The sequence below is a fragment of the Mesorhizobium sp. B1-1-8 genome, from assembly GCF_006442795.2.
Lineage (GTDB): Bacteria > Pseudomonadota > Alphaproteobacteria > Rhizobiales > Rhizobiaceae > Mesorhizobium.
This window is the reverse complement of the sequence record NZ_CP083956.1, coordinates 4997871-5023647: the sequence shown is the minus strand read 5'-3', so window position 1 is coordinate 5023647 and position 25777 is coordinate 4997871. Positions and strand designations below refer to the sequence as shown.

Here is a 25777-nt window from a genome sequence, read left to right as displayed (position 1 = left end):
CCGAGTCCTCGCATAGGCGCGACGGGCACGATGTCGCACCTGAATAAGTTATTGATTTCGTTAGACAAAATACATCGAGCCGAAGTTCTGCCCGTGGCTTGACGGGCGCAAACCCTCTAACTATGTTGCCGGCGACTTTACAAGCGGACGGACGGCGATAGTCTGACCGGGCAGGGGGTTGCGATGGCCGACAAGAACGGGCCAGACGGAACCGGACAAACCGGCCGCGGCCAGCAGCATGAAGCCACCATCCGCGACGACGAACTTGAGCGCCGCCGGCGCGAGCTTGAAACATCGCTTGCGACAAGACGCACGGACCGGCTCGAGGGGAATGACGAAGCGAAAGCTGCGACCGGTTACGGTCAGGCACTGAAGCTGTCCAGCGAGTTCATCGCCGGAGTGGTGGTCGGTGTCGGCTTGGGCTGGATCATCGACCGCCTGGCGGGAACGGCGCCATGGGGTCTGATCGCCGGCCTGTTGCTGGGCTTTGGTGCCGCTATACTCAATGTCCTGCGTTCGGCGGGACTTGCACCGGAATTCGGCCAGGGCGGCAAGCCGCGCCAGCCGAAGCAATGAAGTAGGCGCCGCAAGGCGCGAAGTGAACTTAAGAAGCCGGTTGCGGCTTTGACGGGGATTAAAAGTGGCTGCTGCTGACAAGGTCGATCCGATCCACCAGTTCCAGATCCATCCGATCATTCCGCTTCACATCGGCGGCTATGACGTCTCCTTCACCAATTCCTCCCTGTTCATGGTCCTGACCATCGTCGTCGCTTCGGCCTTCCTTTACCTGACCACGTCCAGCCGCAGTCTCATCCCGGGCCGCCTGCAGTCGGTCTCTGAAATGGCCTACGAGTTCGTCAGCAACATGCTGCGCGATGCGGCGGGCAAGCAGGGCATGAAGTTCTTCCCGCTGGTGTTTTCGCTGTTCATGTTCGTGCTGGTCGCCAACCTGCTCGGCCTGTTCCCTTATTTCTTCACCGTCACCAGCCATATCATCGTCACCTTCACGCTGGCCGCGCTGGTCATCGGCACTGTCGTCGTCTACGGCTTCAGCCAGCACGGCCTCGGTTTCCTCAAGCTGTTCGTGCCGCAGGGCGTGCCGGTCTTTCTTTTGCCGCTGGTGGTGGCGATCGAAATCATTTCCTTCGTCTCGCGCCCCGTCAGCCTCTCGGTTCGTCTTTTCGCCAATATGCTGGCCGGCCACATCACGCTGAAAGTGTTTTCGGGCTTCGTCGTCAGCCTCAGTGCGTTCGGCGCCATCGGTATCGCCGGCTCGGTGCTGCCGCTCGCCATGGCGGTCGCGCTGACGGCGCTGGAATTGCTGGTGGCTTTCCTGCAGGCCTACGTCTTTGCCGTGCTGACCTGCATGTATTTGAACGACGCTCTGCACCCGAGCCACTGATCGATTTACCCGGCGCCCCGGCGCCAGCTTACCCGACGTACCAACCGCAACGACTACGGAACCAACAGGAGTTTGAAATGGAACTAAATGCAGCAGCTGCAATCGGCGCCGGCATCGCTTGCCTCGGCATGGGTGGCGCGGGCATCGGCCTCGGCAACATCTTCGGCAGCTACCTCTCGGGCGCGCTGCGCAACCCGTCGGCAGCTGACGGCCAGTTCGGCCGCCTGATCTTCGGCTTCGCCGTGACCGAAGCTCTGGGCATTTTCTCGCTCCTGATCGCGCTGCTCCTGGTCTTCAAGTAAAGAGCAGGCGCTGACGAAAGGGGTCGCATGGTGCGGCCCCGCCGTATGGACAGGGGAATGAGATGTTCGTGACATCTGCCTTTGCGCAAGAAACCGCGCCGGCCGCGGCCGAAGGCGACACACACGCGGGCACCGCCGTGCCTGCCGAGCATGGCACGTTCCCGCCGTTCAATGCCGCGACCTTCCCGTCGCAGATCCTGTGGCTGGTCATCACCTTCGGGCTCTTCTATTTGTTCCTGAAGCGTGTGGTGATGCCGCGTGTCGGCGGCATCATCGATGTCCGCAACGATCGCATCACCCAGGACCTCGACCACGCCGCCAGGCTGAAGGGCGAGGGCGACGCCGCTATTGCCGCCTATGAGCAGGAACTGGCGGAAGCCAAGGCCCGCGCCAATTCCATCGGCCAGCAGGCGAGCGATGCCGCCAAGGCAGATGCCGAAGCCGCGCGCAAGAAAGTCGAGGCGGAGCTCGAAAAGAAGCTCGGCGAGGCCGAGGCGAGCATCGCCTCGATCAAGGCCAGGGCGATGAAGGAAGTCGGCACGATCGCCGAGGACACCACTTCGGCCATCGTCGAGGCGCTTGTCGGCGGCAAGACCGACAAGGCCGAGATCGCGGCCGCGGTCAAATCCGCGAGCCGGTGAGGAGCGGAATCATGGACGCCACATCACTCGCCACGCTCTGGGCAACCATTGCCCTGATCATCTTTCTCGGCGCCGTCATCTACCTGAAGGTCCCGGGTATGCTGGCCAAGTCGCTAGATGCCCGCGCGGCCAAGATCAGCAGCGAACTGGAAGAAGCCCGCCGTCTGCGCGAGGAGGCACAGCAACTGCTTGCCCAGTATCAGAAGAAGCGCAAGGAAGCCGAGCAGGAGGCCGCCGACATCGTCGCCGCCGCCAAGCGCGAAGCCGAGCTTGTCGCCGCCGAGGCGAAAAAGCGGACCGAGGATTATGTCGCGCGGCGCACCGCGCTTGCCGAGCAGAAGATCGGCCAGGCCGAGCGCGAGGCGGTCAGCGAAGTTCGCGCCAGCGCGGTCGACATCGCCGTCGAAGCGGCCCGCGCGCTGCTTGCCGCCAAGGTCGATTCCAAGGCCGGAGCGGATCTGTTCAAGTCGGCGCTGCAGGACGTGAAAGCCAAGCTGAACTGATGCAGGTGATCTCCCCCCTCGAGGGGGAGATGTCGCCGAAGGCGACAGAGGGGGTCGGTTCGACTGGACGCGACGCTATTCGGCGCGGACACCAAATTTAGAGAAACAGGGTTGGCGCTTCACGCGAGGCGACCCCCTCTGGCCTGCCGGCCATCTCCCCCTCAAGGGGGGAGATTACGCGCACCCTCGCCGGCGCTCACTCCAGCCCGGCGAAGCTTTCTTCCTCGTCCGCCACCTCAGCGCTACCCAGCCGGAACGGCGCGAACGACGCACGGTGCAATCTCGCCACCGGCCCATGCGCCTCGATCGCGGTCCGATGTCGGACCGTCGCATACCCCATATGGACCTCGAAGCCATAGCGATCGTGATGGCCGCCGCAGCCGCACATCATGCGGTCTCGCATCACCTTGGCGACGATCGAGGCGGCGGCGATCGACTGCGAGCGCTGGTCGCCCCTGATCAGGGCGCGGCCGTCGCAGGGCAGCCCCGGCGGCACGTCGCGGCCGTCGGCCAGCGCCAGCTTCGGCCGCAGCGACAGGCCGGCGACGGCACGGCGCATCGCTTCGAGGCTGGCTTTCAGGATGTTGCTGTTGTCGATCCCCTCGGCGCTGATCGAGGCCATCGAAACGCAGAGCGCCGAGCCCAGGATCTTCAGGAACAGCGCCTCGCGCTGCAAATGGGTGAGGCGCTTGGAATCGTCGAGGCCTTCTGGAATGTTGGTTGGGTCCAGCACCACGGCGGCGGCGACCACCGGCCCGGCGAGCGGCCCTCGCCCGGCCTCATCCATTCCCGCCACGGGCCAAAGGCCTTCGGCCATCGCCTTCGTCTCGACGGAGAAGTCGGGCTTCTCGACGATTTCAAACAGGGGCGGAGAATCGGAACGCGAGCGAGCCATGGTGCGGCGAGGTTCGCATCGGCTCCGATTCTCCGCAAGTCCCTCCGGGTCCGATGGGGCGTCGGAACGGGAGGGCACCGTCTCACGGCCGGGGGACAGGCCGGACGGGATTGCGCGCCTGGGCAGCATCGCGTGCCCACGCTTTTTCTTTCGTCAAAGCAGCATCAGCTGTTCGCTGGCATTGGCTCCCGCGACGAACTGATCGGTCCTGAGAGTCCGCCGCTCGGCATTGAGGCCGAGCCGCTTGGCCGCGATCTCGAAGCGCCGGCCGATCTGCCAGGCATAGGGACCGGCGCCCTTCATGCGCTTGCCCCATTCCGAATCGTAGTCCTTGCCGTCGCGCATCGAACGGATCAGCGACATCACATGCCGGTAGCGGTCCGGATAATGGCGCAGCAGCCAGTCCTTGAAGATCGGCGCCACTTCCAGCGGCAGCCGCAGCACGACATAGCCGGCTTCGCGGGCGCCGGCGGCGCGCGCCGAATCGAGAATGCGCTCCATCTCCGGATCGGTCAGGCCGGGAACGATCGGCGCCACCATCACGGATGCCGGGACGCCGGCCTCGGCAAGCTGCTTGATCGCCTCCAGCCGCTTGGTCGGCGTCGAAGCGCGGGGTTCCATGGTTCTCGCCAGCATGCGGTCGAGCGTCGTCACCGACAATGCCACTTTGGCAAGGCCCCGCTCGGCCATGCGCGACAATATGTCGATGTCGCGGACCACCAGCGCCGACTTGGTGACGATGCCGACTGGGTGGCCGCGCGCTTCCAGCACTTCGAGGATCTCGCGCATGATCCGGTACTGCTTCTCGATCGGCTGATAGGGGTCGGTGTTGGTGCCTATGGCGATGGTGCGCGGCTGGTAGCCAGGCTTCGATAATTCCTTGTCGAGCATGCGCGCCGCATCCGGCTTGGCGAACAGTTTCGATTCGAAATCGAGCCCCGGCGACAGCCCCATGAAGGCATGCGTCGGCCTGGCGAAGCAGTAGACGCAGCCATGCTCGCAGCCTCGATAGGGGTTGATTGACCGGTCGAAGGAAATATCCGGCGATTCGTTGCGGGTGATGATGGTGCGCGGCTTCTCGACCTGCACCTCGGTCTTGAACGGCGGCAATTCCTCCAGCGAATTCCAGCCGTCGTCGAATACATGCCGGCTGACCGGCTCGAAGCGGCCCGACGGGTTGATGCCGGCCGAACGGCCGCGATTGCGGTCCGGCCGCACCCGCATGCCGCTCTGTTCGATCATCGCATTCGCCATCTCGGCTCTGCCAGCTCCGAAAGCGGCAATGTCGGCACGTACGATCTGTTCCATTTTCGCCCTCTCCCAGGGACTGTCGGCAGGCTGTCGAATCGCTCTGTTCATGAAACTATTCCTATTTCCTCAATGAGAACAAATCAAGAACTTTTTCGTGCAAAACGCACGACTGGCGCAGTGTCCGGCTTTCGGCTATTCGGCTGACGATGCTCAGCGTTCTGATCGAAACCAGCAACGACGAAGAGGGCCTTGCCCGCACGCTCGCCTCGCTGGTCGGCGGCGCGGTCGAGGGCATCGTGCGCGATGTCGTCGTCTGCGACACCGGCTCGACCGACCAGACGCATCGCGTCGCCGAACATGCCGGCTGCCACTATGTCGCGGCCGGCATCGCGGCCGGCATCGGCCAGGCCAAGGGTGACTGGCTGCTGATCCTGGAGCCAGGCGCGCGGCTGGCCGACGGCTGGATCGAAGCGGTCGCCGCTCACATGGCGAGACAGACCATGCCGGCGCGCTTTTCACGCGCGCGGGCAAATCGCGCGCCGTTCCTGGCGCGGGTCTTTTCCGCCAACCGCGCGCTCGCCGAAGGGCTTGTCATCAGCAAGCGCCAGGCTGCGGCGCTCGCCAAGAGCGCGCGCAGCGCCGAAGCTTTGGCGCGCGGCCTCGCCACGAAGCGGCTGGACGCGGAAATCTGGGTTGCGCCGCCGAAGTGAAGTTTCCGTTCTGCGGGCCACAGCGAGTAGTGTGGTAAAATTCGGCGCTATCTCGATCGTGCCTTCTATTGTGCGTTGCACAAAAAATTAGGTGGAGTTAAAATTTCCTCGGTGCGGAACAATCGGGTTTGGGGAACGCTAGAGCGGTAGGCTGCCGACGCGTGGTCGGGTCGCCGTTCATCACGAGGACCCCCGATGAATCTTGCTACCCCAGACAAATCCGGCACGGCCAGCCTGGAGGCGATCGCCCGAAACGGCAGCTTGTTCAGCCGCATCGCCGTGCGCATCCCGACCTATCTGTCGGACCTTCGTGAGAACCCGGCCTGGCTGCCGATGTTCGTGCTGGCGCGCACCATGCCTGGACGCCGCATGCACTGGCTTGGCGCCAAACGCACCCGCCCGCTCGAGAACGCAGATGAGACCATGTTCGCCGGCGTCGAGCGCGACGCTGCTGTCGAGGCGCTGCGGTCCGATGGGCTGTTTTCCGGCCTGATGCTGCCGCGGGCGATCCATGAGGAGATCGGCGCCTTCGCCGGCCGCACGCCCTGTTTCGGCAATTTCGACCGCCGCCTCGAATTCATGCCCGGCGAGCATGCCGAGGCGGAAAAGCGCTTCGGCCGCTCACTGCTCAGCGGGCATTATTTCGAGCGTAGCCTCGACTGTCAGGCAGTGCTCGCCGTTCAGTACGATCCGCTGCTGCTCGATATCGCCCAGCACTATCTCGGCGGCCAGGCCAAGCTGATCACCACGCGCGTCTGGTGGAGCTTCCCGACCGGCAAGGCCTCCGACGCCGACAAGAACCTCGCCTCGCTCGGCAAATATCATTTCGACCTCGACGACTGGCGCATGCTGAAATTTTTCTTCTACCTGGTGCCGGTCGATGCCGGCACCGGACCGCATGTCTATATCCGCGGCAGCCACAGGCGCCGGGCGATCAAGCATCAGCTGACGCTGCTGGTCGGGCACTCGGCCGAAGAGGTTCTGGGCGTCTACGGCCCGCAGAGCCCGGTCACGCTGACCGGCGAGGCCGGCCTTGGCTTTGTCGAGGATCCATTCGGCTTCCACATGGGCACCGTGCCGGCGCATACGCCAAGGCTGATGATGGAAGTCGGCTTCGGCGTCTCGCGCCCGTCGCGCCGCCGCTTCCATGGCGAGCCGGTCATCCGCTGATCGTGACTTTGACCGGCGTCCAGGCGGTGTGGCGTCTGGTCAGGCGCTGCTCGCGGCCTTCGGCGTCGTAGCGCACCGGGATCGGCTCGCGGGAAAACCGCTCGCGGTCGTCCAGCGCGTTGACGATGACGATCGCCCTGGCCTCGGCGCCGTCGCCGGCGATCGCCGCGACATAGACACCGCATTCCCGGCAGACAAGATAGTCGGCGGTGCGCAGGCCGAAGCGATAGATCTGCAGCCGCGCTTTGTCCTCTACGGAAATAACCAACTGGCCGTTTGGATCGGCGGCGGCGCGCGAACCGTGCCGGGTGCAGAACGAGCATTGGCAGGCGCGGACTTCGATCCGGGCAGGGTCGACCGTGGTTGAGAAGCTGAGGCGGATGTTGCCGCAATGGCATCCGCCGCTATGCATGGCCATCGCACAAGTTCCTTGCTGGCGCAGACAAGGTAACTTTCAGTCACGGGACTTGGAATGGCTTTTCGAAGGCGAGCTCGCCATTCTGCCTGGCGAAGGCAATCTCGAACCGGCGCTTTGCCTATGTTTGCGATCCGGTCTTGCCGCCGCGCCGCAAATGCTCGTCAAGCCGCGGCATGATCTCGACGAAGTTGCAGGGCATGTGCCGGTAGTCGAGCTGCGGCTTCAATATGCTGTCCCAGGCGTCCTTGCAGGCGCCGGGCGAGCCCGGCAGCACGAAGACGAAGGTTGCGTTGACGACGCCGCCGGTCGCGCGGCTCTGGATCGTCGCGGTGCCGATCTTGTCGAAGGAGATGCGGTGGAAGACTTCCGAAAAGCCGTCCATGCGCTTCTCGAAGATCGGCTCCAGCGCTTCCGGCGTCACGTCGCGGCCGGTGAAGCCGGTGCCGCCGGTGGTGATGACGACATCGACATTTTCGTCTTTCGACCAGCCGAGCACCTTGTCGCGGATCTTTTCACGGTCGTCGGTGACGATGTCGCGCGCGGCAAGGATATGGCCGGCCTCGGTGATGCGGTCGGCCAGCGTCTGGCCGGATTTGTCGTCGGCGAGGCTGCGCGTGTCGGAAACCGTCAGCACCGCGATGCGCACCGCAATGAAGGGGCGGCTTTCGTCAATCCTGGCCATGGGCGCCGGCCTCCATGCTGCGCGTTGCGGCGACGAACCAGTCGGGGTGGCGGCCGCGGATCTCGATCGCAGCGCGCTTGGCGACATTGCCGGTCTCGAACAGGCCGAAGCAGGTGGCGCCGGAGCCCGACATGCGGGCGAAGGCAGCATCCGCTTTGTTGAGCGCCTTGAGCGCTTCGCCGATGGCCGGCTGGATCGAGCGCGCGACTGGCTCGAGATCGTTGCGTGTCGTCTCCAGCCAGTTTCGGACAGCGTGGAAGTCGAGACGGCGCGGCAAGGGCGGCAGCGGCTCGTTGTCGCGCCTGGCAAGCGCCTTGAACACGTCGGGCGTGGCGACGGCGGCGCCGGGATTGACGAGAACCAGCGCCAGCGCCGGGAAATCCTTGAGCCGCGACAGCTCGTCGCCAATGCCGCGCGCGATCAGCGGCCTTGCCCTGAGGCACATCGGCAGGTCGGCGCCGAGCGACAGCCCGATCCGCGCCAGTCCGGCTTCGTCGATGTCGAGGCCCCAGGTTCGGGCGAGGCCGTTGAGCACCGCTGCCGCATCGCTTGAGCCGCCGCCGACGCCGGAGGCGATCGGCAGGTTCTTTTCCAGCCGGATGGCGACCGGCGGCGTCGGCCGTGCGCCGGCTTCCCGCCGCAATGCATCGCGCGCCTTGACCGCCAGATTGTCGCCATCGAGCGGCACGCCGGCGGCATAGCGCCCGGACACCATAAATTCGTCATGCTCGGCCAGCCCGATCTCCACCCGGTCGCCGAAGCGGGTGAACACGGCAAGGCTGTCGAGCAGGTGATAACCGTCCGGCCGGCGGCCGATGACATGCAGCGCCAGATTGATCTTGGCAGGTGCAAGCCAAGTCCGGGCTTGTGTGCCGGTCTCCAAAATGTCGGCTGCTGGCGAGATGGCGTTCAGTCCTTGGCCAGACGGTACTCGCCGGTCTTCGGATCCTTGACCAGCGTTCCCATCGTGCCGTTGGCCGCCTGTTTCTCGGTGCGCCGGATCTTGGCCGTCACGCGCTCGGCCTCGCGCACGAAGGTGCGATAGCCGAAATAAGCGGCGGCGCCGACGACGGCGAAGAAAATGATCTGCGGCATCTCAAACTCCTTCCGCTATCGGCGGCAAGGCCGGCCGGATGGGCTCGGTCAAGTGGCAATGCTAGCGGCTTTTATGGCTTTTTCAAAGCCTGAAGCGCGCCCAAAGCGCGCGCTCTTCCGCCGCATCGATGACGCCGCTGGCGGCGGCCGCGGCGATGTCGGGTGCCGAAAGACGCGAGCCGAACAGGCCGAAGCGGCCGAAAAGCCCGCGCGGGGCGCTGACCAGCCTGAGCTCGGTCTTGGCGCCGAAACGGGTCTTGAGCACGCCGCGCATATCGCCCAGCGCATCGACTAGGCCTAGCTCGAGGCCTTTCTTGGCGGTCCAGAACAGGCCGGTGAAGAGGTCCGGATCGTCCTTCAGCCTAGTGCCGCGCCGCTCCTTGACGAGGTCGATGAAGGTCTCGTGCACTTCAAGCTGCAGCGTCTTCAGCCGCTCGATATCTTCCTTCTTCTCCGGCCTGAACGGGTCGAGCACCGCCTTGTTCTGGCCGGCCGTGTGGACGCGGCGCTCGACGCCGATCTTCTTCAACAGTTCCGGGAAACCGAACGAGGCCGACACCACGCCGATCGAGCCGACGATCGAGGACGGATCGGCGAAGATCTCGTCGCCGGCGATCGCGATCATGTAGCCGCCGGACGCCGCCACGTCCTCGACGAAGACCAGCACCTTCTTGTTCTTCTCGGCAGCGAGATCGCGGATGCGCTTGAAGATCAGCCGCGACTGCACCGGCGAGCCGCCCGGCGAATTGATCGAGATGGCCACCGCCGGCGCGTCGAACGCGAACGCCTTCTCGATCAGGCCGGCCGTGGAGGCGAGCGACAGGGTCGGCCGGAGCGGGCCGCCGCCGGCCATGATGGTGCCATGCAGCCGGATGACCGGGATAGTGACGACTGTCGAGCGCCAGGATTTCGGCAGCAGGCGGTTGAAGAAGCGTTTCACGAAAGCGTGTCTCCGGTCATTTGCAGGACAAGATGAGGATTCATCTTTGCTCTTGGCATGTAGGAATTCGCCGGCCAACAGCAAAATGCCTCTGCCGGCAAGCGCGGCCGCTCAGTCGCCGAACAGCGACGCCAGGCCATTGTTGATCATCTCGGTCCGCTCCGTCGGCTCGTTGCCGGATAGGCCATGCAAGGTCAACGGCGGCCGGACCGAAAGCTTGCCGCGCGCGCCGAGCACCGCCCTGATGACGATCCGGATCGCCGCCGCCTCGGGGCGCGGGTGAACGCAAAGCATCTCGGCATCGCCGAAGCGGCCTTCGATCGCATCGAGAATGGCAACAAGCTGCTCGGGCCTGGCGATGAGTGCGAGCCCGCCGCGCGGCTTCACCACGGCCGCCGCGCTCCTGATCCAGCGCTCGAACAGCCCGTCTTGCGTGACATGTGCTTGCCTGCGCAGCGCATCAGGGGTGGCGCGATCCTCGGCGGCGTTGAATGGCGGGTTCATGATGACGAAGTCGAAGGAATTGTCGGCCAGCCCGGCCTCGCCGCGCGCCCGGCCTGATAGCGTGACGTCGGCCGTCAGCACCGAGGCGCGGTCGCCGAGATGCGCATTGCCGGGATGGGCAAGCGTGGTGGCGGCAAACGCCGCCATTTCGGCCGAGCGCTCGACCAGCACGGCGTGCGCCGCGGGGCAACGCGACAGCACGGCAAGGGCTGCCGCGCCGGCGCCGGCGCCGAAATCGGCGAGCCGCCCGGAAAAGGCGGATGGCACGGCGGCCGCCAGCATCATGGCGTCCATGCCGGCGCGGTGGCCGCTCTGCCTTGGTTGCACCAGCCAGAAGCGCCCGCGGTGGAAGGCATCGACCGTGTGAGCCGGCGTGTCGGGGGCGAGGGCGCCCGGTGTTTCCATTGCTTGTGCTGCCATTAGTTCTGGCGGATTTCGTTCTCGATGCCGGCATCCTTCAGGATGCGCCGCGCCGCATCGGCCTTGTCGGCATCGACCATGACGCGCCGCGGCAGGATGCCGAGCGAGCCGTCGAGCACGCTCATGTTCTGGTCGGCGACGAAACAGGCGATGCCGGCGTCGCGCATCAGCGATTCGACGAAGGAGATGACGACGGCGTCGTTGGTGCGGATGAGCTCGATCATGGAATGAAACTCGCAGTTTGCGGCGTTGATGTAAACGCATGCCGCACGTCACACGGGAACAGCCGCGCCAATTCGCCTCTTGCCGTGCCCGGTAGTGCCGCCCTAGAGTCCCGCCGGGACAAGGGGTGCCGTCGTGCGCGTGGATTAGACGGGAGTGATCGTGGTGGGTGTCGTTCTCAACATTGAAAACGGGAAGCGGGAACCCGCCTCCATCAAGGATCTCATCGATCTGACGGCCGCCGACATGGGCCGAGTCAACGAGCTGATCCTGTCCAAGGCCGGCTCCGACGTCGAGATGATCCCGGAGATCGCCAACCACCTGATCTCGTCAGGCGGCAAGCGGCTGCGGCCGATGCTGACGCTCGCCGCCGCCCAGATGTTCGGCTATTCGGGCGAGGGCCATGTCAAGCTGGCGACCGCGGTCGAGTTCATGCACACCGCAACGCTGCTTCACGACGATGTCGTCGATGAAAGCGCGCTGCGCCGCGGCAAGAAGACCGCGCGCATGATCTGGGGCAACCAGGCAAGCGTGCTGGTCGGCGATTTCCTGCTCGGCCAGGCCTTTCGCATGATGGTCGAGGTCGGCTCGCTGGAAGCCCTCGACATCCTGTCCAGCGCTGCTTCGATCATCGCCGAGGGCGAGGTGATGCAGCTTGCCGCCGCCAAGAACCTGGAGACCACCGAGGACGAGCATTTCGCCGTCATCAAGGCCAAGACCGCGGCGCTGTTTTCGGCCGCCGCCGAGGTCGGCCCGGTCATTGCCCAGGCCTCGCGGACCGACCGCGTCGCGCTGCGCTCCTACGGCATGAATCTCGGCCTCGCCTTCCAGCTTATCGACGATGCGCTCGATTATGGCGGCACCAGCAAGGATCTCGGCAAGAATGTCGGCGACGATTTTCGCGAAGGCAAGGTGACGCTGCCGGTGATCCTCGCCTACCGGCGCGGCACCAAGGCCGAGCGCACCTTCTGGAAGCGCGCCATCGAGGACAATGTCACTGACGATGCCGGGCTGGAGAAGGCGATCGGCCTGATGATCCGCCATGGCGCCATCGCCGACACGATAGGCCGCGCCCGCCATTTCGGCGAGATCGCCAGGGATGCGCTGGCGCCGCTGGAAGCGACGCCGCAAAAATCGGCGCTGATCGACGTCATCGATTTCTGCATCAGCCGGGTGAACTGAGAGCCTGCCGGATTCCAGGCCTTGCTCCCGGCATCCGCCGGGAGGTACCTGTGAATCCCGGCTCGATCGTCTCGACAACCGACGGCTCCACAAATTATCTATAAAACATGGCCAGTTCAGACGACACCATCGCCGTCCGCATCAGCAAGGCACTGGCGGACCGCATCATATCGGGCGCCATCGAGCCGGGGTCGCGGCTACGCCAGGACCATGTCGCGGAAGAATTCAACACCAGCCACGTCCCGGTGCGGGAGGCTTTTCGCCGTCTCGAGGCGCAAGGTCTGGCAATCAGCGAACCGCGCCGCGGCGTGCGCGTCGCTGCCTTCGATCTCAGCGAGGTGAGGGAGGTGGCCGAGATGCGGGCAGCGCTCGAAGTGCTGGCTTTGCGCCACGCCGCGCCGCACCTGACGCCCGCCATCCTCGACCAGGCCGAGGAGGCGACCAAGGCCGGCGACAAGTCCCGTGACGTCCGCTCCTGGGAGGAGGCCAATCGCACCTTCCACCGGCTTATCCTGGCGCCCTGCAACATGCCGCGCCTGCTTTCCACGATCGATGATCTGCATGCCGCAAGCGCCCGCTTCCTGTTTGCGGCCTGGCGCTCCGAATGGGAAACCCGCACCGATCAGGATCACCGCGCGATTTTGAGCGCGCTCAGGCAGGGCAACAGGGAATCGGCCATGGCCACGCTTGGCCGGCACGTGCAATGGATCGGCCAGAAGCCTGTCAAGACCGCCTCCGGCAGAACCCGCGACGCCTTCGCCATCGTCGGATAGCGAGCGCGGCTGGCGTTCCGTCTCCGTAAAATGTCGGCTTTTGGCGTCCAGGTGATACCTGAATGGTTAGCGTCGCGGATGGTCCACCTGCTTTTCGCAGGGCAGGCGCTTGCTATCCAGCTAAAAATGTGGATTCGATAATAGATCGAAATAGATAATTATCTATAATTTCAACAAACAGGGAAATCACCGTGACCAACTTTGCACATCCGACCCGCAAGCCCTCCTTCAGCCCATTCAGGCTGGATGGCCGTTCGCTCGCCTGGCAGGTCGTGGCCGTCGCACTCGGCACGCTGTTCCTGGCGCTGTCGTCCTACATCGAGGTGCCTATGGTGCCGGTGCCTGTCACCATGCAGACCTTCGCAGTGACGCTGGTCGGCGCCCTCTATGGCTGGCGTTTCGGCGCGCTCACCATCGCCGCCTGGCTGGTCGAGGCCGCGGCGGGCTTTCCGGTGCTGGCCGGCGGTGCGGCCGGTATGCAGCATTTCGTCGGTCCGACGGGCGGCTATCTGTTTTCGTTTCCGGTTGTCGGCGCTCTCGTCGGCTGGCTGGCCGAGCGCGGCTGGAACGGCAATCGGGTCATGCTTGCTTTCGCCGCCATGCTGCTAGGCAATCTCCTGTGCCTGGTCCTCGGCACGGCGTGGCTCGCCGTCATCATCGGCGCCGGGAAAGCCATCACCTTCGGCTTCCTGCCGTTCATCGTCGGCGGCTTACTGAAGTCGGCGCTGGGCGCCGCGACACTCAAGCTGTTCTCCGGCACTAAGGCAGCCGGTGCATCCTGAGGACCGATGACCGTCCGGCTCCGCGCCCACCACCTGCTTTGCCTGCTGACCTATGTCGGCAAGGGATACAGCCCCGCCTTCACCGCCAACTATGATGGGATCGTAGCGCGTCTTGGCGGGGGCGAGGATTTTCTGATCGTTTCCGGGGCCGACGATATTTGCGCGCCGCTGCTCAACGAGCCGGAGCCGCACTGCCGGGGCGAAAGCGCAACCGAGCGGGACGAACTCGCGGCGCGCGATATCGGCGAGCTGCTCGGCAGGACCGTCCTTACCGGCGATCGGCTTGGGTTGGATGCCCCGAGCCTGGCGCGGATGCGGAAAGCGTTTTCTTCCGGCCTGACGCGCACCGCGTGTCCGGGTTGCGAGTGGTTTGAACTGTGCGGCACGGTGGCAGCGAGCGGCTTTAGCGGCACGCGCCTTTAAGCCGAACCGTCTGGCGCATTCGGTCTCGCAGGAGGATATTTCCCGTGCTTGCCGTCGTTTGTTATGCGGGATGATCGGATTGTGATTCGCGCCGCATTGAAGCATGACCCCAAAAAGGCCATGCTTTGTTCGGAAAAGGTCGAGTCTAAGGGCGGTCCGCCGAGGGCGGGATCGCGTCTGACTGAAAGGGATAAGATGCGGCAAGGACGTTCGCGCTGGCTGAAGAGGCTGGCATTTCTGACGGGTGTGGCGCTTTCGGCGCTGCCTGCCCAGGCCAAGGAAACCGCCCAACCGGTCCAGATCACGTCCTTCTCGGGCGCCTATCTCGCCGCCCATACCGCCGAAAGCGACAACGACCTCGACAACGCCATCGCCTATTACAAGCAGGCGCTGGCCTTCGCGCCGGGCGACCCCGAGCTGCAGCAGAGCCTGATGCTGGCGCTGATCGCGCAAGGCCACTTCGAGGAATCGCTGGTCTACGCCGACAAGCTCAAGGAAGTGCCGGATGTCGAGCGCTTCTCGCGGCTGGCGCTCGCGGTCGATTCCTTCCACAAGAAGGATTTCACCAAGGCCCAGTACTGGCTGAAGCTGTCGCTCGAATCCGACCTCGACCGGCTGCTGTCGGGCGTCATGGATGGCTGGGCCAAGCAAGGCGCGGGCGATGCTTCGGAGGCGATGGCCTCCATCGACAAGCTCAAGGGGCCAGACTGGTTCGGCCTGTTCAAGTCCTTCCATCGCGCGCTGATCGCCGATGCCTCCGGCCTTTCCGACAAGGCCGATGAAATCTACGCCGCCACCATGGCCGACACCGCGGCCGGCGGCTCGGCGCCTGAGACCTGGCTGCGCAATGCCCAGGCCTATGCCTCCTTCCTCGCCCGCAAGGGCGACAAGTCCAAGGCATTGGCAATTCTCAACCAGGCCGAGGCATTCGCGCCGGGCAAGCTGGAAATCACCGCGCTGCGCGACAGGATCAGCAAGGGCGACAAGATCGAGCCGTTCGTCTCCAGCCCGTCGGACGGCGCCTCTGAAATCCTGCTCGACCTTGCCACCGCGCTCAATCGCGGCGGCGGCGAGCCTTTCGTGCGGCTCTATCTGCAATACGCGCTGGCGCTGAAGCCGAACAGCGATGCGGCGCTGGTGCAGCTCGCCGCCGTCGCCGAGCAGCTGAAGGACGGCGAGGGCGCCATCGCGCTCTACCGGCGCATTCCCGATTCCTCGCCGCTGAAGGAGCTGTCGGACCTGCAGCTCGGCCTCAACCTTGCCGATCTCGACAAGCACGACGAGGCGATCGCCCATCTCAAGGCCTATCTCGACAAGCATCCCAACGACATGCGCGGCTATCTGGCGCTCGGCGGGGTCTACTCCTCCAAGGAGGATTTCCGCTCGGCCGCCAATCTCTACGACAAAGCCGCGGAGGTGCTGAAGACGCCGACCGCCGCCAACTGGAACATCTTCTACCAGCGCGGCATCGCCTATGAGCGGCTGAAGGAATGGCCGAAGGCCGAACCCAACTTTCGCAAGGCGCTGGAACTGCAGCCCGATCAGCCGCAGGTCCTGAACTATCTCGGCTATTCCTGGGTCGACATGAACACCAACCTCAAGGAAGGCCTGGCGATGATCCAGAAGGCCGTCGATCTGCGGCCAAGCGACGGCTACATCGTCGATTCGCTGGGCTGGGCCTATTACCGCCTCGGCCGCTACGACGATGCCGTGCGCGAAATGGAGCGGGCCGTGTCGCTGAAGCCGGAGGATCCGGTCCTCAACGACCATCTCGGCGACGCCTATTGGCGCGTCGGCCGCAAGCTCGAAGCGACCTTCCAGTGGAACCAGGCGCGCGACCTGAAGCCCGATCCGGACGTGCTTGCCGCCTTGCAGCAGAAGCTGCTCAAGGGCCTGCCGCCGATCGAATCCAACACGGCGCAGGAAACCCCGAAGGTCAAGCCGGACCCGACGCCCGCGCCGAAGGGCTGACTCTTTCGCCAGCGTTTGACAAAACGGGGCTCGCTGAGCCCCGTTTTCGATTCAGCTCGACGTCTGCCGAGCTCGGGTCAGCCTCACTTGAATGTAGGCAACACCAATCTCTGGCGGCGAAATCTTGACCGTAGGCTGTGTTTGCGTTGGCAGGTGGCATGCTTTGGAGATTGGCAGATACGCCCACTCCATCGTCATCCACGGGCGGAGCAAGGAGCGAAGCGACGCGCGCAGACCCGAGGATCCATTCCGTAACGCATGAGCGCTGCTGCGGCGCAGAATTCTGCTCCGCTGCACTCTTCGATCAGGGTCACGGAATGGATCCCAGGGTCTCCGCGACGCCGCTTCGCGGCTGCTCCGCCCTGGAATGACGAGGTTCGGCGGCTTCAGCCAATCTCAGCGTTCGTGCCGATTTCGCGGAAATGACCGGCGAAAATCTTACTCGTCGACAATGGCGACTTTTCAAAATCCCTATGTCGAGGACCTAGAACATTTTCCGGTAGACGACGAAGCCGGAGCGCTCGCCCATTCTTTCGTAGAGCTGCATGGCGGTGTGGTTTGTCTCATGCGTCAGCCAATAGACACGGCCCGAGCCGGCGGCCCTGGCGTGCTCGTAGACGCCTTCGATCAGCGCCCGGCCGACGCCCTGGCCGCGCGTGGCCTGTTCCGTGAAAAGGTCCTGCAAATAACAGTTCGGGGCGATCGCCGTGGTCGAGCGGTGGTAGAGATAGTGGACGAGGCCGAGAAGCCTGCCTTCGCGCTCCGCCACCAGCGCGTGCATTGGCTCATAGGCGTCGAAGAAGCGCGACCACGTCATCCGGGTGATATCTTCAGCCAGCGCCGTCTCACCCGAGCGGCCATAAAACGCATTGTAGCCGTCCCAGAGCGGCAGCCATTGCTCGTAATCCTGCCGGGTGACGGGGCGGACGATGAATTGACCGGACATGGCCAGACCTTTGCCGTTGAAAACTCGAGCGAGCGGACGGCCACCGGCAGCGGCCGGCAATGGGCCAGTAGCCCGCAAAGCGTTCAACCTCGCCGGCGCACACGGGCGCGGCTGCCTTGACGCTCGCCGGCCCGGCAACTAGGGAATGCGTGATCTCCGCGCTTCCCGAGGCCGCCGTGACCATCGACATCCCTGCCCATATGCATCCCAGCCGCTCGTTCCAGGGGCTGATCCTGACTTTGCACAATTACTGGGCCGCCTATGGCTGCGTCATCCTGCAGCCCTACGACATGGAGGTCGGCGCCGGCACCTTCCATCCGGCGACCACCTTGCGCGCGCTGGGTCCGCTGCGCTGGAATGCCGCCTATGTCCAGCCTTCGCGCCGGCCGAAGGACGGCCGCTACGGCGAGAACCCGAACCGGCTGCAGCACTACTATCAGTACCAGGTGATCCTGAAGCCGAACCCGCCCAACCTGCAGGAGCTCTATCTCGGCTCGCTCGAGGCGATAGGCGTCGATCCGCTGCTGCACGACATCCGCTTCGTCGAGGACGATTGGGAGAGCCCGACGCTGGGCGCCTGGGGTCTCGGCTGGGAATGCTGGTGCGACGGCATGGAGGTCTCGCAGTTCACCTATTTCCAACAGGTCTGCGGCATCGAATGCGCCCCGGTGGCGGGTGAGCTCACCTACGGGCTGGAACGGCTCGCCATGTATGTGCAAGGCGTCGACAATATCTACGACCTCAATTTCAACGGCCGCGAGGGCGCCGAAAAAGTCACCTATGGCGACGTCTTCCTGCAGGCCGAGCAGGAATATTCGCGCCACAATTTCGAATATGCCGACACGGCGATGCTGCTTCGGCATTTCGAGGATGCCGAGGCCGAGTGCAGGGCGCTGCTCGACGCCGGCCAGCCGGCGTCGAACGACAATCTGCCGGTGCATCGCATGGTCTTCCCGGCCTATGACCAGTGCATCAAAGCCAGCCACGTTTTCAACCTGCTCGACGCGCGCGGCGTGATTTCGGTCACCGAGCGGCAGAGCTACATCCTGCGCGTGCGAAATCTGGCCAAGGCCTGCGGCGAGGCATTCCTGAAGACGCGGGCGGGCGGCCTGGCGGCTGCTTAGCCCAATACGGCTTTTGCGGTTTCGGTGGCGGCGGTGATCGGCAGGGTGATTTGGCTGCTGGCGCTGTCGATCGTGCGCAGTGCTTGTCTCACCCCCGGCATCGCGAACGTGCCATGCATCTGCGCGGCGAAGCAGGCGCTGAGCGCCAGGATCTGCAGGGTTCTCGATGCCGTCTTCATGGTCGTTCAGCCAATAGCTCTCTGCCTGAGCGTTGGTCGCTTCAGCGCTGCATTCGGTTCACGGGAATTTCTGCTCCAAGGACGAGCGGCTTCGCGCCGTCCCGACAGCCGCCATGAAAATTTCCGGAAATCGGCCACGCCGACGGTTCGCGTGCAGGGTGACAGCGGCCGGTTGAGTTGCTATGCCCGCCCGGACCTTTTTGCCGCATGAGCCCGATTTATGCCCGACCTGCTTCTTGAACTTCGTTCCGAGGAAATCCCCGCTCGCATGCAGCGCAAGGCTGCGGGCAACCTCAGGAAGATGCTGACCGACGGTATGGTCGAGGCGGGCCTCACCTATGAGGCGGCGCGCGAATATTGGACGCCGCGGCGGCTGGCGCTCGACATTCGCGGGCTGACCGCGCGCTCCAAGGACATTCGCGAGGAGATCAAGGGGCCCGCGACGACCGCGCCCGAGCAGGCCGTGCAAGGTTTCCTGCGCAAGGCCGGCCTTGCCTCGGTTGCCGAGGCGCATGTCCATTCCGACCCGAAGAAGGGCGACTTTTACGTCGCCCACGTTTCCAAGCCGGGCAGGGCGGCGGATCAGATCATCGCCGAACTGGTGCCCGCCATTATCCGCAATTTCCCCTGGCCGAAATCGATGCGCTGGGGGCCGGCCTCCGCAAAACCCGGCTCGCTGCGCTGGGTGCGGCCGCTGCAGTCGATCGTCTGCACTTTCGGCCCGGAGACCGAAGAGCCGGTGGTGGTCGATTTCGAGATCGACGGCATCCGCGCCGGCAACATCACCTACGGCCACCGTTTCCACGCGCCGGGCCCGATCACCGTCCGCCGCTTCAACGACTATGTGAGCAAGCTGGAGGCGGCCAAGGTCGTGCTCGATGCCGACCGGCGCAAAGAGATCATCCTGGCCGACGCCCGCAACATCGCCTTCGCCAACGGGCTCGACCTGGTCGAGGACCAGGGCCTGCTGGAAGAAGTCTCCGGCCTCGTCGAATGGCCGGTCGTGCTGATGGGCGAATTCGAGCAGGATTTTTTGACCATCCCGGCCGAGGTCATCCGGCTCACCATCCGCGCCAACCAGAAGTGTTTTGTGACGTCGCGCCCAATCTCACCCCTCGAGGGGGAGATGTCGCCGAAGGCGACAGAGGGGGTCGTCTCGCGTGGAGCGCCAACTTCCTCTTTCAACGACAGACCAGATCAGGTCGCGTCAGCCGAAGCGACCCCCTCTGTCCTGCCGGGCATCTCCCCCTCAAGGGGGGAGATTAGCCATCTCTCCAACCGCTTCATCCCCGTCGCCAACATCGAGGCGACCGACGGCGGCAAGGAGATCGCCTACGGCAACGGCAAGGTGGTGCGCGCACGGCTTTCGGATGCTTTGTATTTCTGGCGGACTGACCAGGGCGATTTGCCAGACCTCGACCAGTTGCAGGCATCGGCGGAAAAGTTCGGCCTCGACCTGAAGAAGCCGCTCGACCAGCGCATGGCCCGCCTCGATCATCTCAACGTGACATTTCACGCCAAGCTCGGCACGCAGGGCGAGCGCGTCGAGCGCATCAAAAAGCTTGCGGAAGAACTGGCGCCGATCGTGGCGCAGTCGATCTCCCCCCCTGAGGGGCAGATGTCGCCAAGGGCGACAGAGGGGGTCGCCTCGCGTGAAGCGCCAACCTTTTTCGTCGGCGATAGAGGGCCGAGCCCGGTCGGACCGACCCCCTCTGGCCTGCCGGCCATCTCCCCCTCAAGGGGGGAGATCACCGCGCTCGCAAGCCGAGCTGCTGTCTTGGCCAAGGCCGATCTGCAGACAGAGGTTGTCGGCGAATTCCCGGAATTGCAAGGCATCATGGGTCGTAAATACGCGCTGCTACAGGGCGAGCATCCGTCAGTGGCGGCGGCCGCCGAGGAGCACTACAAACCGCAAGGTCCGTCCGACCGCGTGCCGACCGATCCAGTCTCGATTGCGGTGGCGCTTGCCGATAAGCTCGATACGCTCACCGGCTTCTGGGCCATCGACGAAAAGCCCACCGGCAGCAAGGATCCGTTTGCATTGCGGCGCGCGGCGCTTGGCGTGGTGAGAATCCTGATCGAGAACCGGATTCGTCTGGAATTGGCGTCGGCCTTCGCAAAAGTCGTTGCAAATTTCCCAGCTGGCACGGACCAGTCGTCCGACGTCCTAGCCTTCTTCCACGACCGCCTGAAGGTCTACCTTCGTGACCAGGGCGCGCGGTACGATCTGATCGACGCCGTCATCACGCCGCGGTCCGACGATCTCCTGCAAATCGTGCGCCGCGTCGAGGCGCTGGGTTCCTTCCTCGACAGCGAGGATGGCAAGAACCTGCTTGCCGGCACCAAGCGCGCGGCCAACATCCTGGCTGCCGAGGAGAAGAAGAAAACGCTGATCGCCGAGACTGTTGAGCCGGCGCTGTTTCGCGAGGATGCCGAGAAATCGCTGTTTGCCGCGGTGAATCAGGCCGAGAAGGAAGCCGGCCAAGCAATTCAAAACGAAGATTTTTCCGCTGCCATGCTGGCGCTGAGCGTGTTGCGTGAACCGGTTGATTCATTCTTTGAACGGGTTCTCGTGAATGATGAGGACCAGGCCGTACGCGCCAACCGGCTGGCCCTGCTTGCCCGCATCCGCGCCGCCACCGACCAGGTCGCCGATTTCTCCAAAATCGTCGGCTGACAAGTCAAAAAAGCGGGTTCCGCAGCTGCCTCTGTCCGCCAGGGTGCGGACATTCTTCGGCATTTTGCGCGCCAAATTTAATGCGCTGGAGCCGGCTTACAGTCATATGGCGATGACCTCCGCGTGGGAGAACTAGACGTTCCCCCAAACAACGGAGGCATGCCATGAATTCCGATCACGATATCGAATTGACTGAAGAAACGCCGGCCGCCGCCGAGGCGAGCGAATCCGCTTCCGAAAACACCATCGACCCCGCCGCCGCCACGGTGGTCGAAGCCGCCGCTCTGTCCGACGATGACGAGGACGAAGGCGACGACGAGGAAGCCAAAGCCTCGGCCGATGACGAGTCGGACGACGAGGATGAGGACGGCGAGGACGACGACGAGGACGAAGACGCCGATGAGGAAGCCAAGGCTTCGGGCGACGACGACTCGGATGACGAAGACGAGGACGGCGAGGACGACGACGAAGACGAGTCGGACGACGACGACAATGAAGACAAGGACGACAAGGAAGACAAGGAAGAAGCGGCCTGAGCCGTTTCGTCGCTTGAAAGCGAAGGGAGACGCTTGCGTCGCCCTTTTTTATCAATCTTCGAGGATGCTCACTCGCACCCGACGCATCCAGGCCGGGGGCGCCGCCGCGTAGCCTACATCGCCTTGCTGAAGCGTGGCTGTATCGGGGCGCTCGGTGGCGTGGCTTGTGGCTGCTGCTTCTGCGCGCCGTCGCCCGAGGCGCTCGCTGTCGCGGCCGGCTTGTCCGCCTTGGTGTCGCTGTTGGGGGCCGCTTCGGCGGTGCCGTTGGCAGGCGTTGCTGTCGCCGGAGCGGTGCCCTTGGCCGGCGTTGATGCCGGCGCGGTGCCGCCGGCTGGCGTGGTGGGCGCCGGTGCTTCGGGCTTGGCTGATGCGGTCGCCATGGGCGTCGCAAAGGCGCCGCCGACAACGCCGGCGCGAATGATCATCGGGGCCTGTGCATGCCTGTGCCCGAGCTCCGGGATCGCCGCGACCTTTTCGTCGGTGACGGCGGGCACCGGGTCGCCGAGCACTACGATCGATGGTGTCGAAGCGGCGGAGATGTTGACGGGTTCTGCCGTGCCCAGCCTGATGATGGACGGTGTCGAGGTAGAGACCCCGAGCACGATGATGGACGAGGCCTGCGCGACGCTCGTCATTGCCATCAATCCGGCGCCGACAGCTCCCAGGATACGCACTGACATCATGACCGAAACCCCAGCCGCAACAACAACAAACCCAACCCTAATGCCGGCGCATTGCTGTCGGCTTGCGCGGAAACTTAACATTTTAGGGATTGATAAATCGCCAATGTCCGCACTTGCCCCGTGTCCGCCGCCGTATTACGGGACCGGCATATTCGAGATTGGTGACGAATTTGGCTGAGATACTTGGCGTCGGCGCGGCGATGCGGCGGGCGCTGGCACTGCTGGAGGGTGGCGATGTCGTCGCCATCCCGACCGAGACCGTCTATGGGCTGGCCGGCGACGCCACCAACGGCGTCGCGGTCGCGCGCATCTTCGAGGCCAAGGGCCGTCCGCGCTTCAACCCGCTGATCGCCCATGTCGCCGATCTCGCCATGGCGGCCCGCATCGCTGAATTCGATCCGCTGTCGGCAAAGCTGGCGGAAGCGTTCTGGCCCGGCCCGATTACGCTGGTGCTGCCGCAGCGTCCGGGGAACGGCATCCACCCCCTTGTTACCGCCGGGCTCGACACCATCGCGTTGCGCATACCGCGTGGCTTCGGCGGCGAGCTGATTGCCAGCCTCGGCCGGCCGCTCGCCGCGCCGAGCGCCAATTCCTCCGGCAGGATCAGCGCCACCACGGCCGAAGCCGTCGCCGACGATCTTGGAGACAGGATCAAGCTGGTGGTCGATGGCGGCGCAACGCCGGTCGGGCTCGAATCGACCATCGTCAAGATTGAGGACGGGAAACTGCGGCTGCTTCGGCCAGGCGGCATTGCCGCCGAAGAGATCGAAGCGGTCGCCGGCGCGAAGCTGTTGCGCGGCGCTGCCGGCATCGAGGCGCCGGGCATGCTCGCCTCCCATTATGCGCCGGGCGCATCGGTGCGGCTCAATGCTGAAGAGGTCGCCGGGGGCGAGGCGCTGCTTGCTTTCGGCCGGGACCGCGTCGAAGGCTGGGAGAATGCGCTAGCATTCCGCAATCTGTCCGAGACCGGCGATCTGCGCGAGGCCGCGGCGAACCTCTTTGCCTATATGCAAGACCTCGACCGCAGCGGCGCCGCGACCATCGCCGTCGAGCCGATCCCGTTCGAAGGTCTGGGCGAGGCGATCAACGACCGGCTCGTGCGCGCCGCCGCGCCGCGTGACAAGATCGCCTGAGCGCCATAGGGTCGCTCTCATGAACGACCAGCCCTTCGACCTTGACCCAGCCCTTATCGATCGCTTCGCAGCCATCGTCGGCGACAAATACGCGCTGCGCAACCAGGCCGACATTACGCCTTACATCACTGAGCGGCGCGGCCTCTGGCACGGCAGGACGGCGCTGGTGCTGCGTCCGGGCAGCGTCGATGAGGTGAGCCGCATCATGCGGCTGGCGACCGAGACCGGGACGCCGGTGGTGCCGCAGAGCGGCAACACCGGGCTGGTCGGCGCCCAGGTGCCGGACAAGTCCGGGCGCGACATCGTGCTGTCGCTGTCGCGGCTGAACCGCATCCGCGAGATCGACGTGCTGTCGAATACGGTCACCGCCGAGGCCGGCGTCATCCTGCAGACGCTGCAGGAAGCTGCCGATGCCGCCGACCGGCTGTTTCCGCTGTCGCTCGCCGCGCAGGGCTCCTGCCAGATCGGCGGCAATCTCTCCTCCAATGCCGGCGGTACCGGCGTGCTCGCCTATGGCAATGCGCGCGAGCTCTGCCTCGGCGTCGAAGTGGTGCTGCCGACCGGCGAGGTGTTCGACGATCTGCGCAAGCTGAAGAAGGACAACACCGGCTACGATCTGAAGAACCTGTTCGTCGGTGCCGAAGGCACGCTCGGCGTCATCACCGCCGCGGTGCTGAAACTCTTTCCCAAGCCGAAGGGCAGGGAGGTCGCCTTCGCCGGGCTCTCCTCGCCCCACGCCGCGCTGTCGCTGTTCGGCCTGGCAATGGACCGCGCCGGCGCCTCGCTCACCGCTTTCGAGCTGATCGGCAAAAGGCCGTATGACTTCACGCTGAAGCATGGCCAGGGCATCACCCGGCCGCTGGCCGATGACTGGCCGTGGTATGTGCTGATCCAAGTCTCCTCAGGCCGTTCGCAAGAGGATGGCAGGGCGCTGATCGAGGAGATACTGTCGGCCGGCCTCGAGCAGGGCATCGTCGGCGATGCGGTGGTCGCCGCCAGCCTTGCCCAGGGCGATGCTTTCTGGAATTTCCGCGAGACGTTGCCTGAGTGCCAGAAGCCGGAGGGCGCGTCGATCAAGCACGACATTTCGGTGCCGACGGCCTCGATCCCGGAGTTCATTGAAAAGGCGGCCGACGTGGTAGAGACGGTCTGCTCCGGCGCGCGCGTCGTCTGCTTCGGCCACATGGGTGACGGCAACCTTCACTATAACATTTCGCGCCCCGTGGATTGGCAGGATGCTGCGTTCCTCGACCTGTACCATCCCATGAACAAGGCCGTGCACGATGTCGTGCGTTCCTTCCACGGCTCGATCTCGGCCGAGCACGGCATCGGCCAGTTGAAGCGCGACGAACTGATCGCCACCGCGCCGCCGATGGCGATCGACCTGATGCGCAGGGTGAAGGCGGCCTTCGATCCGGCCGGCATCATGAATCCCGGTAAGGTTATCTGATCCTCACCATATCTGGTGGTTGGTGGCATTCCGATAACCATCCTTTTGATCAGCAAAATTTAACCGACTTTCTTAAGCGCGGCGGTAAGAAGCCGGCGCTAATGTTTCTGCCCATAGCGAGGCCGGAAAAAACCGGCCCGGAGAGACCGGAAAACGGCCCTCAGGAGAAACAGGAAGGCATTCGATGAACACTGGACTGAAGCCGGTCTGGGCCGGGCGCAACATGCGTCTGGACCCGTTTCGCCTGCCGCAAGTGGTCAGCTATGCCACGCGCGACGATTACGGCGATGTCACCTTCACCATCGACCAGCGCGGCGCCATCATTCGCCGCATGCTGGAGATGAGCGGCGTGCCGGCGATCATCGCGCTGCCCGCCAAGGCGTTTCGCGGCGTCGCCGCCCGCGCCATGGAAGATCCGGACGGCAACGTCACGGTGACGCTCGAGCTTCTGCACAATGATCCGATGCTGTCGGTGCCGCTGCTGGTCGCCGACGACCTCGACGACGTCGCCGCCGACTGGCGCGCCTGGGCCGACGCCTATCGCCTGCCGATGCTGCTGATCGAGGCCGACGGCATTGCGCGCACGCTGGAAGAATCGCTCGGAGCCGCCATCAAGGCGGCGCCGCCGCAGGAGCGCCGCAAGGGCCGCGTGTCCAATATGCGCCGCCCACGTTTCCTCGCCCGCCGCAAGGCCGGCAATCTCGGCCTCAGGCTCGTCATCGGCGGCCAGGAGATCATTGCGCGGGAGTAGCGCGGTGGCGCT

General features: G+C 64.7%; 30 protein-coding genes. 18 read left to right on the top strand and 12 right to left on the bottom strand.

Features of this window, described 5'->3' with window-relative positions; translation table 11 throughout:
- Nucleotides 1-183 precede the first annotated feature (183 nt).
- The 5 genes from FJ974_RS24740 (at nt 184) to FJ974_RS24720 (ending at nt 2848) form a co-directional block, all read left to right on the top strand.
- A complete protein-coding gene (locus tag FJ974_RS24740) occupies nt 184-576 on the top strand; it encodes an AtpZ/AtpI family protein (RefSeq protein ID WP_140538629.1) in 393 nt (130 codons plus the stop codon).
- 64 nt (nt 577-640) lie between these two features.
- Nucleotides 641-1402 carry a F0F1 ATP synthase subunit A gene (locus FJ974_RS24735; RefSeq protein ID WP_140538628.1) on the top strand — a complete coding sequence of 254 codons (762 nt, stop codon included), beginning with the start codon at nt 641-643 and terminating at the stop codon, nt 1400-1402.
- Nucleotides 1403-1479: 77 nt separating this feature from the next.
- Nucleotides 1480-1704, top strand: a complete 225-nt coding sequence (locus tag FJ974_RS24730) for a F0F1 ATP synthase subunit C (protein WP_140538627.1) — start codon at nt 1480-1482, stop codon at nt 1702-1704.
- Nucleotides 1705-1766: 62 nt separating this feature from the next.
- Nucleotides 1767-2345: a F0F1 ATP synthase subunit B gene (locus tag FJ974_RS24725; protein ID WP_140538626.1), complete on the top strand. Its 579-nt coding sequence runs from the start codon at nt 1767-1769 to the stop codon at nt 2343-2345.
- 11 nt (nt 2346-2356) lie between these two features.
- The gene (locus tag FJ974_RS24720; protein ID WP_140538625.1) at nt 2357-2848 is read left to right on the top strand and encodes a F0F1 ATP synthase subunit B; all 492 of its coding nucleotides are present in this window, start codon (nt 2357-2359) and stop codon (nt 2846-2848) included.
- Nucleotides 2849-3044: 196 nt separating this feature from the next.
- Here FJ974_RS24720 and FJ974_RS24715 read toward each other — a convergent pair whose 3' ends face one another.
- Nucleotides 3045-3743, bottom strand: a complete 699-nt coding sequence (locus tag FJ974_RS24715; protein ID WP_140538624.1) for a ribonuclease HII — start codon at nt 3741-3743, stop codon at nt 3045-3047.
- A 153-nt stretch (nt 3744-3896) separates the two neighbouring features.
- A complete protein-coding gene (locus FJ974_RS24710) occupies nt 3897-5051 on the bottom strand; it encodes a PA0069 family radical SAM protein (RefSeq protein WP_140538623.1) in 1155 nt (384 codons plus the stop codon).
- A 149-nt stretch (nt 5052-5200) separates the two neighbouring features.
- Between FJ974_RS24710 and FJ974_RS24705 the strand changes: the two genes are divergently transcribed.
- Together FJ974_RS24705 and FJ974_RS24700 are read left to right on the top strand one after the other, a co-directional pair.
- On the top strand, nt 5201-5704 hold the full coding sequence (locus tag FJ974_RS24705; RefSeq protein WP_140538622.1) for a glycosyltransferase: 504 nt from the start codon (nt 5201-5203) through the stop codon (nt 5702-5704).
- Nucleotides 5705-5899: 195 nt separating this feature from the next.
- Complete coding sequence (locus tag FJ974_RS24700) at nt 5900-6874, top strand: hypothetical protein (RefSeq protein ID WP_140538621.1); 975 nt, start codon at nt 5900-5902, stop codon at nt 6872-6874.
- On the opposite strand, the gene FJ974_RS24695 is transcribed toward FJ974_RS24700, so the two are convergent.
- The 7 genes from FJ974_RS24695 to FJ974_RS24665 form a co-directional block, all read right to left on the bottom strand.
- Entirely contained in the window at nt 6864-7292 is a 429-nt protein-coding gene (locus FJ974_RS24695) for a GFA family protein (protein ID WP_140538620.1), read from the bottom strand. The genes FJ974_RS24700 and FJ974_RS24695 overlap by 11 nt on opposite strands.
- 118 nt (nt 7293-7410) lie before the next feature.
- Entirely contained in the window at nt 7411-7974 is a 564-nt protein-coding gene (gene moaB, locus FJ974_RS24690) for a molybdenum cofactor biosynthesis protein B (RefSeq protein WP_140538619.1), read from the bottom strand.
- The gene (locus tag FJ974_RS24685; protein WP_140538618.1) at nt 7961-8857 is read right to left on the bottom strand and encodes a 4-(cytidine 5'-diphospho)-2-C-methyl-D-erythritol kinase; all 897 of its coding nucleotides are present in this window, start codon (nt 8855-8857) and stop codon (nt 7961-7963) included. The genes moaB and FJ974_RS24685 overlap by 14 nt, the downstream gene beginning before the upstream one ends.
- A 26-nt stretch (nt 8858-8883) precedes the next feature.
- Nucleotides 8884-9069, bottom strand: a complete 186-nt coding sequence (locus FJ974_RS24680; RefSeq protein WP_140538617.1) for a hypothetical protein — start codon at nt 9067-9069, stop codon at nt 8884-8886.
- Nucleotides 9070-9151: 82 nt separating this feature from the next.
- Nucleotides 9152-10009, bottom strand: coding sequence for a S49 family peptidase (locus FJ974_RS24675; RefSeq protein ID WP_140538616.1), 858 nt, complete (start codon nt 10007-10009; stop codon nt 9152-9154).
- 111 nt (nt 10010-10120) lie between these two features.
- Complete coding sequence (locus FJ974_RS24670) at nt 10121-10933, bottom strand: tRNA1(Val) (adenine(37)-N6)-methyltransferase (RefSeq protein WP_226891377.1); 813 nt, start codon at nt 10931-10933, stop codon at nt 10121-10123.
- Complete coding sequence (locus tag FJ974_RS24665; protein ID WP_140538614.1) at nt 10933-11157, bottom strand: DUF2007 domain-containing protein; 225 nt, start codon at nt 11155-11157, stop codon at nt 10933-10935. Before FJ974_RS24665 ends, FJ974_RS24670 begins: the two co-directional genes overlap by 1 nt.
- Nucleotides 11158-11320: 163 nt before the next feature.
- Here FJ974_RS24665 and FJ974_RS24660 point away from each other — a divergent pair, with 163 nt between their 5' ends.
- From FJ974_RS24660 to FJ974_RS24640, 5 genes are all read left to right on the top strand, one after another.
- On the top strand, nt 11321-12337 hold the full coding sequence (locus FJ974_RS24660) for a polyprenyl synthetase family protein (protein ID WP_140538636.1): 1017 nt from the start codon (nt 11321-11323) through the stop codon (nt 12335-12337).
- 107 nt (nt 12338-12444) lie between these two features.
- A complete protein-coding gene (locus FJ974_RS24655) occupies nt 12445-13110 on the top strand; it encodes a GntR family transcriptional regulator (RefSeq protein WP_140538613.1) in 666 nt (221 codons plus the stop codon).
- 191 nt (nt 13111-13301) lie between these two features.
- Nucleotides 13302-13892, top strand: coding sequence for a biotin transporter BioY (locus FJ974_RS24650; RefSeq protein WP_140538612.1), 591 nt, complete (start codon nt 13302-13304; stop codon nt 13890-13892).
- A gap of 6 nt (nt 13893-13898) precedes the next feature.
- A complete protein-coding gene (locus FJ974_RS24645) occupies nt 13899-14315 on the top strand; it encodes a DUF1284 domain-containing protein (protein ID WP_140538611.1) in 417 nt (138 codons plus the stop codon).
- Between the two features lie 195 nt (nt 14316-14510).
- Entirely contained in the window at nt 14511-16286 is a 1776-nt protein-coding gene (locus FJ974_RS24640; RefSeq protein ID WP_140538610.1) for a tetratricopeptide repeat protein, read from the top strand.
- A 484-nt stretch (nt 16287-16770) separates the two neighbouring features.
- On the opposite strand, the gene FJ974_RS24635 is transcribed toward FJ974_RS24640, so the two are convergent.
- Nucleotides 16771-17232: a GNAT family N-acetyltransferase gene (locus tag FJ974_RS24635; RefSeq protein ID WP_140538609.1), complete on the bottom strand. Its 462-nt coding sequence runs from the start codon at nt 17230-17232 to the stop codon at nt 16771-16773.
- Nucleotides 17233-17408: 176 nt separating this feature from the next.
- On the opposite strand from FJ974_RS24635, the gene FJ974_RS24630 reads away from it, so the two are divergent.
- Nucleotides 17409-18356 carry a glycine--tRNA ligase subunit alpha gene (locus tag FJ974_RS24630; protein WP_140538608.1) on the top strand — a complete coding sequence of 316 codons (948 nt, stop codon included), beginning with the start codon at nt 17409-17411 and terminating at the stop codon, nt 18354-18356.
- Here the strand turns inward: FJ974_RS24630 and FJ974_RS24625 are convergent.
- On the bottom strand, nt 18353-18535 hold the full coding sequence (locus FJ974_RS24625; protein ID WP_140538607.1) for a hypothetical protein: 183 nt from the start codon (nt 18533-18535) through the stop codon (nt 18353-18355). The genes FJ974_RS24630 and FJ974_RS24625 overlap by 4 nt on opposite strands.
- Before the next feature lie 220 nt (nt 18536-18755).
- Between FJ974_RS24625 and glyS the strand changes: the two genes are divergently transcribed.
- Together glyS and FJ974_RS24615 are read left to right on the top strand one after the other, a co-directional pair.
- On the top strand, nt 18756-21212 hold the full coding sequence (glyS, locus tag FJ974_RS24620) for a glycine--tRNA ligase subunit beta (RefSeq protein WP_140538606.1): 2457 nt from the start codon (nt 18756-18758) through the stop codon (nt 21210-21212).
- A 164-nt stretch (nt 21213-21376) separates the two neighbouring features.
- Nucleotides 21377-21748, top strand: coding sequence for an ATPase (locus FJ974_RS24615; RefSeq protein WP_140538605.1), 372 nt, complete (start codon nt 21377-21379; stop codon nt 21746-21748).
- 113 nt (nt 21749-21861) lie between these two features.
- On the opposite strand, the gene FJ974_RS24610 is transcribed toward FJ974_RS24615, so the two are convergent.
- Nucleotides 21862-22431 carry a hypothetical protein gene (locus FJ974_RS24610; protein WP_181177311.1) on the bottom strand — a complete coding sequence of 190 codons (570 nt, stop codon included), beginning with the start codon at nt 22429-22431 and terminating at the stop codon, nt 21862-21864.
- A gap of 170 nt (nt 22432-22601) precedes the next feature.
- Between FJ974_RS24610 and FJ974_RS24605 the strand changes: the two genes are divergently transcribed.
- The 3 genes from FJ974_RS24605 (at nt 22602) to FJ974_RS24595 (ending at nt 25765) form a co-directional block, all read left to right on the top strand.
- Nucleotides 22602-23564 carry an L-threonylcarbamoyladenylate synthase gene (locus FJ974_RS24605; RefSeq protein ID WP_413468323.1) on the top strand — a complete coding sequence of 321 codons (963 nt, stop codon included), beginning with the start codon at nt 22602-22604 and terminating at the stop codon, nt 23562-23564.
- Between the two features lie 19 nt (nt 23565-23583).
- Nucleotides 23584-25014, top strand: a complete 1431-nt coding sequence (locus FJ974_RS24600) for an FAD-binding oxidoreductase (protein ID WP_140538604.1) — start codon at nt 23584-23586, stop codon at nt 25012-25014.
- 184 nt (nt 25015-25198) lie between these two features.
- Entirely contained in the window at nt 25199-25765 is a 567-nt protein-coding gene (locus tag FJ974_RS24595; RefSeq protein ID WP_140538603.1) for a DUF6101 family protein, read from the top strand.
- Nucleotides 25766-25777: the final 12 nt, after the last annotated feature.

Coding starts and splice junctions, on each gene's coding strand:
- FJ974_RS24615 (WP_140538605.1), top strand. CDS start 21,377: ATGAATTCCGATCACGATATCGAATTGACTGAAGAAACGCCGGCCGCC.
- FJ974_RS24635 (WP_140538609.1), bottom strand. CDS start 17,232: ATGTCCGGTCAATTCATCGTCCGCCCCGTCACCCGGCAGGATTACGAG.
- FJ974_RS24695 (WP_140538620.1), bottom strand. CDS start 7,292: ATGGCCATGCATAGCGGCGGATGCCATTGCGGCAACATCCGCCTCAGC.
- FJ974_RS24705 (WP_140538622.1), top strand. CDS start 5,201: ATGCTCAGCGTTCTGATCGAAACCAGCAACGACGAAGAGGGCCTTGCC.
- FJ974_RS24610 (WP_181177311.1), bottom strand. CDS start 22,431: ATGATGTCAGTGCGTATCCTGGGAGCTGTCGGCGCCGGATTGATGGCA.
- FJ974_RS24720 (WP_140538625.1), top strand. CDS start 2,357: ATGGACGCCACATCACTCGCCACGCTCTGGGCAACCATTGCCCTGATC.
- FJ974_RS24725 (WP_140538626.1), top strand. CDS start 1,767: ATGTTCGTGACATCTGCCTTTGCGCAAGAAACCGCGCCGGCCGCGGCC.
- FJ974_RS24700 (WP_140538621.1), top strand. CDS start 5,900: ATGAATCTTGCTACCCCAGACAAATCCGGCACGGCCAGCCTGGAGGCG.
- FJ974_RS24665 (WP_140538614.1), bottom strand. CDS start 11,157: ATGATCGAGCTCATCCGCACCAACGACGCCGTCGTCATCTCCTTCGTC.
- moaB (WP_140538619.1), bottom strand. CDS start 7,974: ATGGCCAGGATTGACGAAAGCCGCCCCTTCATTGCGGTGCGCATCGCG.
- FJ974_RS24730 (WP_140538627.1), top strand. CDS start 1,480: ATGGAACTAAATGCAGCAGCTGCAATCGGCGCCGGCATCGCTTGCCTC.
- FJ974_RS24740 (WP_140538629.1), top strand. CDS start 184: ATGGCCGACAAGAACGGGCCAGACGGAACCGGACAAACCGGCCGCGGC.
- FJ974_RS24625 (WP_140538607.1), bottom strand. CDS start 18,535: ATGAAGACGGCATCGAGAACCCTGCAGATCCTGGCGCTCAGCGCCTGC.
- FJ974_RS24710 (WP_140538623.1), bottom strand. CDS start 5,051: ATGGAACAGATCGTACGTGCCGACATTGCCGCTTTCGGAGCTGGCAGA.
- FJ974_RS24640 (WP_140538610.1), top strand. CDS start 14,511: ATGCGGCAAGGACGTTCGCGCTGGCTGAAGAGGCTGGCATTTCTGACG.
- FJ974_RS24600 (WP_140538604.1), top strand. CDS start 23,584: ATGAACGACCAGCCCTTCGACCTTGACCCAGCCCTTATCGATCGCTTC.
- FJ974_RS24655 (WP_140538613.1), top strand. CDS start 12,445: ATGGCCAGTTCAGACGACACCATCGCCGTCCGCATCAGCAAGGCACTG.
- FJ974_RS24595 (WP_140538603.1), top strand. CDS start 25,199: ATGAACACTGGACTGAAGCCGGTCTGGGCCGGGCGCAACATGCGTCTG.
- FJ974_RS24670 (WP_226891377.1), bottom strand. CDS start 10,933: ATGGCAGCACAAGCAATGGAAACACCGGGCGCCCTCGCCCCCGACACG.
- FJ974_RS24715 (WP_140538624.1), bottom strand. CDS start 3,743: ATGGCTCGCTCGCGTTCCGATTCTCCGCCCCTGTTTGAAATCGTCGAG.
- glyS (WP_140538606.1), top strand. CDS start 18,756: ATGCCCGACCTGCTTCTTGAACTTCGTTCCGAGGAAATCCCCGCTCGC.
- FJ974_RS24645 (WP_140538611.1), top strand. CDS start 13,899: ATGACCGTCCGGCTCCGCGCCCACCACCTGCTTTGCCTGCTGACCTAT.
- FJ974_RS24680 (WP_140538617.1), bottom strand. CDS start 9,069: ATGCCGCAGATCATTTTCTTCGCCGTCGTCGGCGCCGCCGCTTATTTC.